General features: G+C 71.4%; 13 protein-coding genes. 8 read left to right on the plus strand and 5 right to left on the minus strand.

Annotated elements, in window-relative coordinates:
• From rpoZ to metK, 3 genes are all read left to right on the plus strand, one after another.
• Positions 1 to 281, plus strand: a 281-nt coding sequence (gene rpoZ / locus A5622_RS17045; RefSeq protein ID WP_066873420.1) for a DNA-directed RNA polymerase subunit omega, incomplete at its 5' end; no start/stop codon positions are given.
• Positions 282 to 304: 23 nt separating this feature from the next.
• A complete protein-coding gene (coaBC, locus tag A5622_RS17050) occupies positions 305 to 1,558 on the plus strand; it encodes a bifunctional phosphopantothenoylcysteine decarboxylase/phosphopantothenate--cysteine ligase CoaBC (RefSeq protein WP_066880172.1) in 1,254 nt (417 codons plus the stop codon).
• 97 nt (positions 1,559 to 1,655) lie between these two features.
• A complete protein-coding gene (metK, locus tag A5622_RS17055; RefSeq protein ID WP_066873426.1) occupies positions 1,656 to 2,867 on the plus strand; it encodes a methionine adenosyltransferase in 1,212 nt (403 codons plus the stop codon).
• Here the strand turns inward: metK and A5622_RS17060 are convergent.
• Genes A5622_RS17060 through A5622_RS17075 form a run of 4 tightly spaced genes read right to left on the minus strand, consistent with a single transcriptional unit; the run spans position 2,851 to position 6,906 of the window.
• Positions 2,851 to 3,423 carry a pyridoxamine 5'-phosphate oxidase family protein gene (locus A5622_RS17060; protein ID WP_066880174.1) on the minus strand — a complete coding sequence of 191 codons (573 nt, stop codon included), beginning with the start codon at positions 3,421 to 3,423 and terminating at the stop codon, positions 2,851 to 2,853. The two genes, metK and A5622_RS17060, sit on opposite strands and share 17 nt — an antisense overlap.
• A 16-nt stretch (positions 3,424 to 3,439) precedes the next feature.
• The gene (locus A5622_RS17065; protein WP_066880176.1) at positions 3,440 to 4,936 is read right to left on the minus strand and encodes an NAD(P)/FAD-dependent oxidoreductase; all 1,497 of its coding nucleotides are present in this window, start codon (positions 4,934 to 4,936) and stop codon (positions 3,440 to 3,442) included.
• A gap of 10 nt (positions 4,937 to 4,946) precedes the next feature.
• Positions 4,947 to 5,909, minus strand: a complete 963-nt coding sequence (locus A5622_RS17070; protein ID WP_066880178.1) for an alpha/beta hydrolase — start codon at positions 5,907 to 5,909, stop codon at positions 4,947 to 4,949.
• Positions 5,910 to 5,931: 22 nt separating this feature from the next.
• On the minus strand, positions 5,932 to 6,906 hold the full coding sequence (locus A5622_RS17075) for an alpha/beta hydrolase (protein WP_066880180.1): 975 nt from the start codon (positions 6,904 to 6,906) through the stop codon (positions 5,932 to 5,934).
• Here A5622_RS17075 and A5622_RS17080 point away from each other — a divergent pair.
• The 3 genes from A5622_RS17080 to A5622_RS17090 all read left to right on the plus strand — a co-directional run bounded on the left by A5622_RS17080 (position 6,905) and on the right by A5622_RS17090 (position 10,393).
• Positions 6,905 to 7,675, plus strand: coding sequence for a lysoplasmalogenase (locus tag A5622_RS17080; RefSeq protein ID WP_066880182.1), 771 nt, complete (start codon positions 6,905 to 6,907; stop codon positions 7,673 to 7,675). The genes A5622_RS17075 and A5622_RS17080 overlap by 2 nt on opposite strands.
• Before the next feature lie 80 nt (positions 7,676 to 7,755).
• Positions 7,756 to 9,780 carry a primosomal protein N' gene (locus A5622_RS17085; RefSeq protein ID WP_197508037.1) on the plus strand — a complete coding sequence of 675 codons (2,025 nt, stop codon included), beginning with the start codon at positions 7,756 to 7,758 and terminating at the stop codon, positions 9,778 to 9,780.
• 127 nt (positions 9,781 to 9,907) lie between these two features.
• Positions 9,908 to 10,393 carry a MarR family winged helix-turn-helix transcriptional regulator gene (locus A5622_RS17090; protein ID WP_066880184.1) on the plus strand — a complete coding sequence of 162 codons (486 nt, stop codon included), beginning with the start codon at positions 9,908 to 9,910 and terminating at the stop codon, positions 10,391 to 10,393.
• 6 nt (positions 10,394 to 10,399) lie between these two features.
• Here the strand turns inward: A5622_RS17090 and A5622_RS17095 are convergent, their stop codons facing one another.
• Entirely contained in the window at positions 10,400 to 11,227 is an 828-nt protein-coding gene (locus A5622_RS17095) for a class I SAM-dependent methyltransferase (protein ID WP_066880186.1), read from the minus strand.
• A gap of 178 nt (positions 11,228 to 11,405) precedes the next feature.
• On the opposite strand from A5622_RS17095, the gene fmt reads away from it, so the two are divergent.
• Together fmt and A5622_RS17105 are read left to right on the plus strand one after the other, a co-directional pair.
• Positions 11,406 to 12,350 carry a methionyl-tRNA formyltransferase gene (gene fmt, locus A5622_RS17100; protein ID WP_066880188.1) on the plus strand — a complete coding sequence of 315 codons (945 nt, stop codon included), beginning with the start codon at positions 11,406 to 11,408 and terminating at the stop codon, positions 12,348 to 12,350.
• A gap of 110 nt (positions 12,351 to 12,460) precedes the next feature.
• Positions 12,461 to 13,728, plus strand: a 1,268-nt coding sequence (locus A5622_RS17105; protein ID WP_156752991.1) for an RsmB/NOP family class I SAM-dependent RNA methyltransferase, incomplete at its 3' end; no start/stop codon positions are given.

Here is a 13,728-nt window from a genome sequence, read left to right on the forward strand (position 1 = left end):
GGTTCGATCCGTCCGCCGGGGGACAGGGCGCCTACGACACCCCGCTGGGCATCACCAACCCGCCCATCGACGAGCTGCTGGACCGCGTCTCGAGCAAGTACGCGCTGGTGATCTACGCCGCCAAGCGGGCCCGTCAGATCAACGACTACTACAACCAGCTCGGCGAGGGCATCCTCGAATACGTGGGCCCGCTGGTCGAGCCGGGGCTGCAGGAAAAGCCGCTGTCGATCGCGATGCGCGAGATCCACGGCGACCTGCTCGAGCACACCGAGGGCGAGTAACAGGGCCGGGCCGGGCGCGCGCTGTGGACAACCGCGATCGGGTCGCGAAAAGAGTGATCGTCGGGGTCTCCGGCGGTATCGCCGCCTACAAGGCGTGCACCGTCGTTCGGCAGCTCGCCGAGGCCGGTCACTCGGTCCGCGTCATCCCGACCGAGTCCGCGTTGCGTTTCGTCGGCGCCGCCACATTCGAGGCGCTCTCCGGCCAGCCGGTGCACACCGGCGTCTTCACCGACGTGCCGGAGGTTCCGCATGTCCAGCTCGGTAAGCAGGCCGACCTGGTCGTGGTGGCACCCGCCACGGCGGACCTGCTGGCCAGGGCCGTCCACGGCCGCGCCGACGACCTGCTGACCGCCACGCTCTTGACCGCGCGATGTCCGGTGCTGTTCGCCCCGGCGATGCACACCGAGATGTGGTTGCACCCGGCCACCGTCGACAACGTCGCCACGCTGCGCCGCCGGGGAGCGGTCGTGCTCGAACCGGCCGCCGGGCGGCTCACCGGGACGGACAGCGGGTCCGGCCGGCTGCCCGAAGCCGAGGAGATCACCACCCTGGCGCACCTGCTGCTCGACCGTCACGACGCGCTGCCCTACGACCTGGCCGGCTGCAAGATGCTGGTCACCGCCGGCGGCACCCGGGAAGCCGTCGACCCGGTGCGCTTCATCGGCAACCGCAGCTCCGGCAAGCAGGGCTATGCGGTCGCGCGGGTGGCCGCCCAGCGCGGCGCCGAGGTCACGCTGATCGCCGGGCACACCGCCGGGCTGATCGACCCCGCCGGGGTGGAGGTGGTCCACGTCAGCTCGGCCGAGCAACTGGGCGACGCCGTGGCCAAGCACGCGGCCGAGGCGGACGTGCTGGTGATGGCCGCCGCGGTCGCCGACTTCCGGCCGGCCCGGGTTGCGGCCGCCAAGATCAAAAAAGGTGTCGAGGGGCCGCCGACCATCGAGTTGATCCGCAACGACGACGTGCTGGCCGGTGCGGTGCGGGCGCGCGCCAACGGCGAGCTGCCCAACATGCGGGCCATCGTGGGGTTCGCCGCGGAGACCGGTGACGCCAACGGCGACGTGCTGTTTCACGCCCGGGCCAAACTGCGCAACAAGGGTTGTGACCTGTTGGTCGTCAACGCGGTCGGTGACGGCCGGGCCTTCGAGGTGGACAACAACGACGGCTGGCTGCTGGCGGCCGACGGTACCGAGTCGGCGCTGCAGCACGGCTCCAAGACATTGATGGCCAGTCGTATCGTGGATGCGATCGCCGCGTTCCTGCACGGCGGCGGGTAATACGGTTCGGTTTTCCTGTGGCGCCAGGCCAGGTGCTGGCCGGCCCGATACCAACCGATATAATTCGGCTAACTAACTAATTGGAAGGGTTGAGATTGTGAGCGAAAAGGGTCGCCTGTTTACCAGTGAGTCGGTGACTGAGGGACATCCCGACAAGATCTGTGACGCGATCAGCGACTCCGTGCTCGACGCCCTGCTGGCGCAGGACCCCCGCTCACGCGTCGCGGTCGAGACGCTGGTCACCACCGGACAGGTGCACGTGGTGGGCGAGGTGACGACGACCGCCAAGGAGGCGTTCGCAGACATCACCAACACGGTTCGCGAGCGCATCCTCGAGATCGGCTATGACTCGTCGGACAAGGGCTTCGACGGCGCGTCCTGCGGCGTCAACATCGGCATCGGCGCGCAGTCGCCCGACATCGCCCAGGGCGTCGACACCGCCCATGAGGCGCGCGTGGAGGGCGCCGCGGACCCGCTGGACGCCCAGGGCGCCGGCGACCAAGGCCTGATGTTCGGCTACGCGATCAACGACACCCCCGAGCGGATGCCGCTGCCGATCGCGCTGGCCCACCGGCTGTCACGCAAGCTGACCGAGGTCCGCAAGAACGGCACGCTGCCCTACCTGCGCCCGGACGGCAAGACCCAGGTCACCATCGAGTACGAGGACGACGTTCCGGTGCGGCTGGACACCGTCGTCGTCTCCACCCAGCACGCCGACGGCATCGACCTGGAGAAGACGCTGGACCCCGACATCCGCCAGCACGTGCTCAAGACCGTGCTGGACGAGCTGGCCCACGACACGCTCGACTCCTCGGCGACGCGGGTGCTGGTCAACCCGACCGGCAAGTTCGTGCTCGGCGGCCCGATGGGCGACGCTGGCCTGACCGGCCGCAAGATCATCGTCGACACCTATGGCGGGTGGGCCCGCCACGGCGGCGGCGCCTTCTCCGGCAAGGACCCGTCCAAGGTGGACCGGTCGGCGGCCTACGCGATGCGCTGGGTGGCCAAGAACATCGTCGCCGCCGGACTGGCGGAGCGGGTCGAGGTGCAGGTGGCCTACGCCATCGGCAAGGCCGCCCCGGTCGGGCTGTTCATCGAGACGTTCGGCACCGCGACGGTCGACCCGGTCAAGATCGAGAAGATCGTGCCCGAGGTGTTCGACCTGCGGCCCGGCGCGATCATCCGCGACCTGGACCTGCTACGTCCGATCTACGCGCAGACCGCCGCCTACGGGCACTTCGGCCGCACCGACATCGAACTGCCGTGGGAGCAGCTGAACAAGGTCGACGACCTCAAGCGCGCGATCTAGGCGCCGGGTGGTCGGCGTCTAGCGCCGGCAGCCCGTCGATACTGCGCCGGTTGCGCTTGACCAGCCGGCCGTACTGGTCATCGGTCGCCTTGCGGTGCGCCGCGTCGAGCACCGGCCGCTCGTCGACGAGCTCGTAGTAGGGCACCGCGAACCCGCACGCGTCGGCGATCCGCTCCACATCGACCACGATGATCGTGCGGACCCCGGCGTGTTGCTCGCCGAAATGCCGCATCAGCCCGGCGAATTCGGCGTCGTCGGGGCGGACCACCCGTCCGGTGCCGAACAGCCGCAGGATCCGCGAGTTGCGGGTGAACGAGCAGAACATGACGGTGATGCGGCCGTTGTCGCGCAGATGGGCCACGGTCTCCACGCCGCTGCCGAACAGATCCAGGTAGGCCACGGTGTGCTCGTCGAGCACCGCGAAGGTGTCGCGATACCCCTTGGGGGACAGGTTGATTCGCCCACCCTCGGACGGCGCGGTGGCGACGAAGAATACGGCCTGCTCCCGGATGAAGTCGTGAAGCGACCCGTCGATGCTTTCGAATTCCTTCGCCACGGGTGCAGCGTAGCCGCTACCGGGTGAACCGGTAGTCGTCCAGATCGAATCGCCGGCTGCGCCAGTACACCTCCGGGGTGGTGCCCGGACGCAGCGGCACGTCACCGTTCTTGTCGAAGTAGTAGCTGTTGGCCAGCCGGCAGCTGTCCTGCCAGAAGATCTGGCGGGGCCGCCGGCGCATCATCTCGGCGAAGTAGCGGTCGTTGGCCTCCTGGGTCACCTCGACCCGGGTCGCGCCGACGCGCTTGGCCCGCTTGAGGCAGCGCACGATGTGATGCGTCTGCGCCTCGATCAGCGCGAAATACGAAGAGCCGACGTAACCGTACGGGCCGAACACGGTGAACAGGTTGGGAAATCCCGGCACCGTGACGCCCTCGTAGGCCTGCAGCCGATGCTCATCCCAGAAGCGGCTCAACGACTTTCCGCCGCTCCCGGTCACCGCGAAGGTGGGCACGTTGTCGGGGTCCATCACCTTGAAACCGGTCGCCAGGATCAGCACGTCGATCTCGTGGTTCTCGCCATCGGTGGTGGCCACCGCGTCGGGGGTGACCTTGTCGATCGGTTCAGTGACCAGCCGCACGTTGTCGCGGTTGAACGTGGCCAGGTAGCCGTTGTGGAAGCCGGGGCGTTTGCAGCCCACCGCGTAGCGCGGGGTGAGCTGTTCGCGCACGGCCGGATCCCGAACCTGTTGCCGCAGATACGATTTCCCCAGCGAGGCCATCCGCTTGGCCAGCGGCAGCACCGTGAAGTAGTGCGCCGAGATGGGGAAGGTGAGCTCCACGTAGGCCTGGCTGAGCAGGCGCTGCAGGAACTTGCCACCGGGAATGCGCATCGCCCAGCGCGCCGGCGCCGGCAGCGGGACGTCGAACTTCGGGAAACACCAGATCGGGGTGCGCTGAAATACCGTGAGCGACGACACGATCGGCGCGATCTCGGGAATCACCTGCACGGCCGAGGCGCCGGTGCCGATCACCGCGACGCGCTTACCGCGCAGATCCTGGCCGTGATCCCACCGCGCGGTGTGCATGGTGATGCCGCCGAACGAGTCCACGCCGTCGATGTCGGGCAGGTTCGGCACCGTCAGCACGCCGCAGGCGCTGATCAAAAACCGGGCGGTGATCTCACCCGCCGGGTCGGTCTGCACCCGCCACAGGCCGCGCTCGTCGTCATACTCGGCGGTTTGCACCTTGGTGTTGAACCGGATCCGCGAGCGGATGCCGTACTTGTCGGCGCAGTGTTCGGCGTAGGCCTTGAGCTCTCGGCCCGGCGCGTAGGTCCGCGACCAGTGCCGGCTCTGCTCGAACGAGAACTGGTAGGAGAACGACGGAATGTCCACGGCGATACCGGGATAGGTGTTCCAGTGCCAGGTGCCGCCGACCCCGTCAGCGGCCTCGATCACCAGGTAATCGGGCAGCCCGGCCCGGTCCAGGTTGATCGCCGCACCGATGCCGGAGAACCCGGCTCCGATGATCAGCGTGTGATAGTCGGGGGTTTCGTCTTGGTGCGGGACCATCGTTGCCTGCCTAGGGGTGCAGTGCCTTGCGGAGCGCCGCCAGGCCGCGCTCGGTGGCCTCGGCGGCGGCGGGTATCGCCAGCGCGAAACTGACGAATCCGTGTACCAGGGTGGGCTCGTTGGTCAGCTCGACCGGCACGCCCGCGGCGCTGAGCAGCTCGGCGTAACGGGCCCCGTCATCGCGCAGTGGATCGTGTTCGGCGGTCGCGATGTAGGCGGGCGCCAGCCCGGACAGATCCGCGGCGTTGGCCGGAGCCATGGTGATGGGCAGCGCCTTCGGGTCGGTGAGATCGAGATCGGGCACGTACCAGGACAGGAACGCGTCGATGACGTCGCGGTTCAGCATCGGCGCCTCGGCGTTGTCGGTGAACGACGGCAGGGACAGATCCGCGGTGACCGTGGGGTACCACAGCAACTGGAAGCGCAGCGCCGGCCCGCCGTTATCGCGGGCCAACAGCGCGGTCACCGCGGCGAGGTTGCCGCCCGCCGAGTCACCGGCCACGGCGATGGCGTTCGGGTCGCCGCCGAGCTCGGCCGCGTGCTCGCCGACCCATCGCAGGGCCGCCCAGCAGTCGTCCACGCCGGCCGGGAACGGATGCTCGGGGGCCAGCCGGTAGCCGACGGACACCACGATGGCCTCGGCGCCGACGGCGTGCGCGCGGGCCACCGGGTCGTGGGTGTCCAGGTCGCCCAGGCAGAACCCGCCGCCGTGGTAGAAGACGACCACCGGCAGCGGGCGCAGCTCGCTGTCGGGCCGATAGATGCGCACCGGGATGTCGGTGAGCCCGCCGTGGGCGATGGTGCGGTCCTCGATTCGCAGGTCCGGCAGCATCGACGGCGGCACCTTGAGCAGCTTGAGCCGCTTGCGGGCGACCTCGACGCCGTCGGCCTCGCGAAACGTCATCGGATAGGCGTCGAGCAACGCCTTGAACGTCGGGTCGATCCCGGGCCGGGCGATGGTCGGCTCGCTCATGGGTTCACCGTACGCCGCGGGCTCACCCGTGCAGGGCGGTTCGCAGCGCCGCCAGCCCGGCCTCGAGCGCCGCGGTGGCCGCGGGCACCACGCCGGCGTACCCCAGGTAGCCGTGCACCAGCGTCTCGGCATTGTGCACCTCGGCGGCGACACCGGCGGCGGCCAGCAGCTCGCCGTACCGGATGCCGTCGTCACGCAGCGGGTCATAACCGGCGACGGCGATGTAGGCGGGCGCCAGGTTGCGCAGGTCTTTCGCGCGTCCCGGCGCCATGTCCGACGGCGGATTCGACATGTCGACTTCGCCCGCGTACCAACGGGAGAACTCCGCGACGGCCTTGACGTCCAGGATCGGTGCGGTCGCGTTTTCGGCGAACGACGGCAGCGACGCGTCCCACATGGTCGACGGGTACCACAGCAGCTGGAACACGATCGGCGGGGCGCCGTTGTCGCGCGCCCGCTGTGCCACCGCGGCGGAGATGGTGCCACCGGCCGAATCCCCGGCGACGGCGATCCGGGTCGCGTCGCCGTGCAGTTCGGCGGCGTTCGCGGCGACCCAAAGCGTTGCGGCCCAAGCGTCTTCGACGGCGGCGGGGTAGGGATGCTCGGGGGCCAGCCGGTAGTCGACGGACACCACGATCGCGTCGGCGCCGACCGCGTGCTGACGCGCCGTGCCGTCGTGGGTGTCGAGGTCGCCGATGACGAACCCGCCGCCGTGGAAATACAGCACGACGGGCGCTGCGTCACCGCCCGGCTGGTCGTTGGAATGGCTTGGCGGCCAATAGATCCGGACAGCGATCGAGCCCGCAGGCCCGGGAATCGTGCGGTCCTCGACGCGCAGCTCGGGATGCAGCGGCCGGCGCGGCAGGTCGCGGAACCGCTGGCGCGCCGCGTCGATGCCGTCCTCGGTGGATAGCCGGAAGGGAACCGCATCCAGTACCTTCTGCAGGATGGGGTCGATAGCGGGTTTCTCGTCGGCTGTGTTATCCAAGCTGGGCATGGACGTACCGTACGCACCTCGTCTGGTGGCCGGCGCCTGGGTGGTGGCCGGCTGGGTGGCCCTCGGCTACGGCATCTACCTGACCGTGCTGGCGCTGCGCTCGCCGCCGGGCATCGAGCTGACCGGCCACTGGGTGCTGCAGCCGGCGTTCAAGGCCTCGATGGCGTTGCTGCTGACGCTGGCCGCGGCGGGGCACGCCGTCGTGCGCGAGCGGCGGTGGCTGATGCCGGCGCTGCTGCTGTCGGCCATCGGCGACTGGGTGCTGGCGATCCCGTGGTGGACGCTGTCCTTCGTGGTGGGCCTGGCCGCATTCCTGTTGGCGCACTTGTGTTTTGTCGCCGCGCTGCTGCCGCTGGTGCCGGCGTTCTCGGGGGCTTCCAGGGAGGCGCGGCCGTCGACGGTGCGCCTCGTCGCGGTGGTCCTGATGGGTGCGGCGTCGCTCGGGCTGCTGGCCTGGTTCTGGCCCCACCTGGGCGCGGAGAAGCTGACGCTTCCGGTGACGCTCTACCTCGTCGTGTTGACCGCGATGGTGTGCACGGCCCTGCTGGCGAAACTGCCGACGATCTGGACGGCGGTGGGCGCGGTGTGTTTCGCGGCCTCGGATTCGATGATTGCCATCGGCCGCTTCATTCTGGGCAATGAGGCGCTGGCCGTGCCGATCTGGTGGTCTTATGCGGCGGCCCAGATCCTGATCACGGCCGGGTTCTTCTTCGGCCGCGAGCTTCCCGCGGACGCCGCCGGGGACGCCACGGCGCCCGCCGAGAGCTGATTGTCGCCGGTGCCCGGTACGCTGCGGACCCCGACTTCTAAGTTATTGGATGACAACATGATTCGCGGCCCGGGGGCGCGGTGAGCCCCGGCGCGCGCACGCCCGTCGAGGTGGAGCCCATCGCCCGGGTGCTGCCGATGCTGTCGGTGCCGCATCTGGATCGCGAGTTCGACTACCTGGTGTCGGCCGAGCAGTCCGACGACGCCCAGCCCGGGGTGCGGGTGCGGGTGCGTTTCCACGGCCGGCTGGTCGACGGGTTCGTGCTGGAGCGCCGCACCGACACCGACCACACCGGCAAGCTGGGCTGGCTGGATCGCGTCGTGTCGGCCGAACCGGTGCTCACACCGGAAATCCGCCGGCTGGCCGAGGCGGTCGCGGCCCATTACGCCGGGACCCGCCCCGACGTGCTGCGCCTGGCCGTGCCGGCCCGGCACGCCCGCGTCGAGCGCGAGCCCCCGGTCAGCCGGGATCCGGCGATCCCGGAGCCCGTCGACCCGTCGGGCTGGGACGGTTACGCCCGGGGAGCCCAGTTCCTCGGGGCCCTGGCCGAATCGCGGGCCGCGCGGGCCGTCTGGCAGTCGCTGCCGGGGGAGGCGTGGACGGACCGCTTCACCGAGGCCGCCGCGCAAACCGTGCGGACCGGCCGTTCGGTGCTGGCGATCGTTCCCGACCAGCGCGACCTGGACGCGCTGTGGCAGGCCGCGACGGCGCACATCGACGAGGGCAGCGTGGTGGCCCTGTCGGCCGGCCTGGGCCCGGCGGCCCGTTACCGGCGGTGGCTGGCGGCGCTGCGGGGCACCGCGCGGTTGGTGATCGGCACCCGCAGCGCGGTGTTCGCGCCGCTGAGCGACCTGGGGCTGGTGATGGTGTGGGCCGACGCCGACGACAGCCTGGCCGAGCCGCGGGCGCCCTACCCGCACGCCCGCGAGGTGGCGATGCTGCGCGCGCATCAGGCCCGGTGCGCGGCCCTGATCGGCGGTTACGCGCGCACCGCCGAAGCGCACGCGCTGGTGCGCAGCGGCTGGGCGCACGACATCGTCGCGGCGCGGCCGGTGGTGCGCGCCCGCACGCCGCGGGTGATCGCCCTCGACGACACGGGTTATGCCGACGAGCGCGACCCGGCGGCGCGCACGGCGCGCGTCCCGTCCATCGCGCTGCGCGCCGCCCGCTCGGCGCTGCAGGCCGCGGCGCCGGTGCTGGTGCAGGTGCCGCGCCGGGGTTACGTCCCGTCGCTGGCCTGCGCGCGCTGCCGCACCATCGCCCGCTGCCGGCACTGCACGGGGCCCCTCTCACTGACCGAGTCGCTACCGGCGGGCGGCGCCGCTCTGCTGTGCCGCTGGTGCGGCCGCGTCGACCCGACGCGACGGTGCGCGCGCTGCGGGTCCGACGCGGTGCGCGCCGTCGTCGTCGGGGCGCGGCGCACGGCCGAAGAGCTCGGGCGCGCGTTTCCGGGCACGGCGGTGATCACGTCCTCGGGTGACGGCGTGGTGCCCGAGGTCGCGGCCGGTCCCGCGCTGGTGGTGGCCACCCCCGGCGCCGAGCCGCGGGCGGCCGGTGGTTACGGGGCGGCGCTACTGTTGGACACCTGGGCGCTGCTGGGCCGGCAAGACCTGCGGGCCGCCGAGGATGCGCTGTGGCGCTGGATGAGCGCCGCCGCGCTGGTGCGTGCCCGCGGCGCCGGCGGCGTGGTGATGGTGGTGGCCGAATCATCGCTGCCCACAGTGCAATCGCTGATCCGCTGGGACCCCGTGGGTCACGCGGAGGCCGAGGTGACCGCGCGGGCCGAGGTGGGTCTGCCGCCCAGCGTGCACATGGCGGCCATCGACGGGACGGCCGGCGCGGTCACCGCGCTGCTCGACGAGGCCCGGCTGACCGACCAGGAGTCCCTCCACGCGGATGTGCTTGGGCCCGTGGACCTTCCGCCCGGGGTGCGCCGCCCGGCCGGAACCCCGCCCGGCGCGCCGGTGACCAGGATGCTGGTGCGCGTGCCCCGACAGCAGGGGCTGGCGCTGGCCGCGGCGCTGCGGCGCGGCGTCGGTGTGCTCAGCGCCCGGCAGACCCATGAGCCGGCCCGGGTGCAGATCGACCCGCTGCACATCGGGTAACCTTCATGAACCGTTACCCTGGGCGACAATATGTGCGTGCAATAATCCCTTTTTACGACATTAGAAGGTTGCTACACTTTCTCATCCTTAGCCGCCGACAGGCCGGAACCATCCGGGGAGGGGCGATATGACAGCGGACAACACCGCGGTTGACGAGTCATTGGACGTCATCACCGACGCTTTGCTGACCGCCTCCCGTTTGCTGATGGCGATCTCGGCGCGCTCGGTGGGCCAGGTCGACGAGACCATCACCATCGCGCAGTTCCGCACGCTGGTGATCCTGTCGAATCGCGGCCCGGTCAACCTCGCCACCCTCGCCGGCCTGCTGGGCGTGCAACCGTCGGCCACCGGCCGGATGGTGGACCGGTTGGTCGCCGCCGGCCTGATCGACCGGTTGCCCCACCCGACCTCGCGGCGCGAGCTGCTTGCCGCGCTCACCACGCGCGGTCGCGACGTCGTCCACCAGGTGACCGCGCACCGGCGCGCCGAGATCGCGGCCATCGTGGCGAAGATGCCGCCGCCGGAGCGGCACGGGCTGGTGCGGGCGCTGACGGCCTTCACCGCGGCCGGCGGCGAGCCCGACGTTCACCTGGACGCCGAGATCGACCTGTAGCCGGCCCTAGCCGGCCCGCTTCTCGGCGGTCACCAGCAGGTATTCCCAGCCCATGGTGCCGTCGGTCAGGTGTTGTTGCGCGAGTTCGATGAGCTGGGCGTCGAGCTCGGCGGCCAGCACGCGGTTGTGGCCGATGTTCGCGTAGGCCTCGATCGTCGGGCCGTAGTGCTGCTTGAAGTACGCGTGCACGGCCTCGGCGCTGTCGAATCGGTTGACCGCCAACATGCCTCGCGTCGCGGTGAGGTCGCCGATCTGGTCGCCGAGCAGCGCGGCGACGTAGCCGGGACGCCCCCAGAGCGCCGCCGGCGGCGCGGGGTGCGACAGGCTCGGCCGGTAGGGCCGAATGGTGGCGAGCATCCGGCCGAAGAATCCTTCGGGGGTCCAGCTGATCACGCCGATCGTGCCGCCCGGGCGGCAGACCCGGACCAGTTCGGTCGCGGCGCGCTGCTGGTTGGGGGCGAACTGCACGCCGATCGCCGACATGACGACATCGAACTCACCGTCGCCGAACGGCAGCGCCTGCGCGTTGGCTTCCCGGTAGTCGAGGGTCAGGCCCCGCGCCGCGGCCCTGTCCTGCGACCGTTGCAGCAGCTCGGGGGTGAGGTCGGTGGACACCACGGTGGCGCCGGTCGCGGCCGCCGGCAGCGAGATGTTGCCCGAGCCGGCGGCGACGTCGAGAACCCGCACGCCCGGCCCGATGCCGGTGGCCTCGACCAGGGCGGGGCCGAGCGGGGCCATCACTTCCTCGGCCATCAGCGCGTAGTCGCCCAGGGCCCATACCGTGCGATGCGTTGCGGCCACCGAGGCGTCGCTGATGGAAGCGTCGAGGGTCATCTAGACCTCCTTGAGAGGGGAAGGGGTTGTCTTTCGACCTCGTTGTCGACGTGAATCGACTGCGCGGTTCACACCGGCAGACACTGACTCCTGGAAATAGTAGCCATAAGCAATAGTATACGCACGCACATTCCGCCGGCGGGTCCGGCCCGCGCCCGCCGCTTTCTAGACTGACCCGGTGCGCCTTGTCTTCGCCGGAACCCCCGAACCCGCGCTTCCCGCATTGCGCCGCTTCATCGACTCGCCGCGTCACGAGGTGGTCGCGGTGCTGACCCGTCCCGACGCCGCGTCGGGACGGCGCGGCAAGCCGGAGCCGTCCCCGGTGGCCCGCGAGGCGCTGGAGCGCGGCATCCCGGTGCTGCGTCCGTCGCGGCCGAACTCCGACGAATTCGTCGGCGAGCTGACGCGGTTGGCCCCGGACTGCTGCCCGGTGGTGGCCTATGGCGCGCTGCTGCGCGACGGCCTGCTCGGGGTGCCCCCGAAGGGCTGGATCAACCTGCACTTCTCGCTGCTGCCCGCCTGGCGCGGCGCCGCCCCGGTGCAGGCGGCCATCGCCGCGGGGGACAGCATCACCGGGGCCTCGACGTTCCGGATCGAGCCCAGCCTGGACTCGGGCCCGATCTACGGCGTGGTGACCGAGACCATCCGGCCGACCGACACCGCCGGGGAATTGCTTGGGCGACTGGCTGTTTCGGGTGCCGAACTGTTGTCGGCCACGCTGGACGGCATCGAAGACGCGACCCTGACGCCGGTGCCGCAACCCACCGAGGGGGTCAGCATCGCGCCGAAGATCACCGTCGAGCAGGCCCGGGTGCGCTGGGACCTGCCGGCCCAGGTCGTCGACCGCCGCATCCGTGCCGTCACCCCCAAACCCGGCGCGTGGACGTTGCTCGGCGACCTGCGCATCAAGCTGGGCCCGGTGCAGACTGCCGACGCCGTGACCCCCGGCCCCCCAGAACCGTTGTCGCCCGGCACCATTCACGTGGACGGCAAGAGCGTCTGGGTCGGCACGGGTTCGGATCCGGTGCGGCTGGGCCAAATCCAGCCGCCCGGAAAGAAATTCATGAGTGCGGTCGACTGGGCGCGCGGTGCGCGGCTGGACCCCGCGGTGCGGGCGACGTGACCACCGGCCGCGACAGGCCGGGGCGGGGGCGGCCGGAGCGCAAGCCGCCGCGACCGCAGCAGCGCGACCGCCGGCCCCAGCAGCGCGACCGCCGGCCGCCGCGTCGGCCGCTGGACCCGGCCCGCGCCGCCGCGTTCGACGTGCTCCGGGCGGTCAGCGAGCGCGAAGCGTACGCCAACCTGGCCCTGCCCGCACTGCTGCGCGAACGCGGAATCACCGGCCGGGACGCGGCTTTCGCCACCGAGCTGACCTACGGCACCTGCCGCAGCCGGGGCCTGCTCGACGCCGTCATCGGCGCCGCGGCGGGACGCTCGCCGCAAGCCATCGACCCGGTGCTGCTCGACCTGCTGCGCCTCGGCGCGTATCAACTGCTGCGCACCCGGGTCGACGCGCACGCCGCGGTGTCCACCACCGTCGAGCAGGCGGGAATCGAATTCGACTCGGCGCGAGCGGGTTTCGTCAACGGGGTGCTGCGCACCATCTCAGGGCGCGACGAGCGGTCCTGGGTTGCGGAGCTGGCGCCCGACCCGGTGCAGGATCCGATCGGGCATGCCGCGTTCGTGCATGCGCACCCCCGGTGGATCGCCCAGGCGTTCGCCGATGCCCTGGGCGCCGCCGCGACCGAACTCGACGCGGTGCTGGCCAGCGACGACGAACGGCCCCAGGTGCATCTGGCCGCCCGCCCCGGCGCGCTGACCGCCACCGAGCTGGCCGAGGCGGTCGGCGGCACGGTGGGCCGCTATTCGCCCTACGCGGTGTACTTGGCCGGTGGCGATCCCGGGCGGCTGACGCCGGTGCGCGACGGCGCCGCGCTGGTCCAGGACGAGGGCAGCCAGCTGGTGGCCCGGGCGCTGACGCTGGCCCCGGTCGACGGGGACGGCGGCCGGTGGCTGGACCTGTGCGCCGGCCCGGGCGGCAAGACGGCCCTGCTGGCCGGGCTCGGCGCGGCCTCGGGCGCCCGCGTCACCGCGGTGGAGCCGGCGCCGCGGCGCGCCGATCTGGTGGTGGCGAACACCCGCGGCCTGCCGGTCGACGTGCTACGGGTCGACGGTCGGCATACCGATCTCGAGCCGACCTTCGATCGCGTGCTCGTCGACGCCCCCTGCACCGGCCTGGGAGCGCTGCGTCGCCGCCCGGAGGCCCGGTGGCGGCGTCAGCCCGCCGACGTGCCGACGCTCACCAAGCTGCAGCGCGAGCTGCTGGGGGCGGCGATCGCGCTGACCCGACCGGGCGGCGTGGTGCTCTACGCCACCTGCTCGCCACACCTGGCCGAAACCGTCGGCGTGGTCGCCGACGCGCTGCGCCGCCACCCGGTGAGCGCGCTGGACACCCGGCCGTTGTTCGAGCCCATGGACAAGGGAGCCGACCTGGGCGACGG

The organism is Mycobacterium sp. 1245801.1, from assembly GCF_001673055.1.
In the GTDB taxonomy this organism is placed as follows: Bacteria; Actinomycetota; Actinomycetes; order Mycobacteriales; family Mycobacteriaceae; genus Mycobacterium; species Mycobacterium europaeum_A.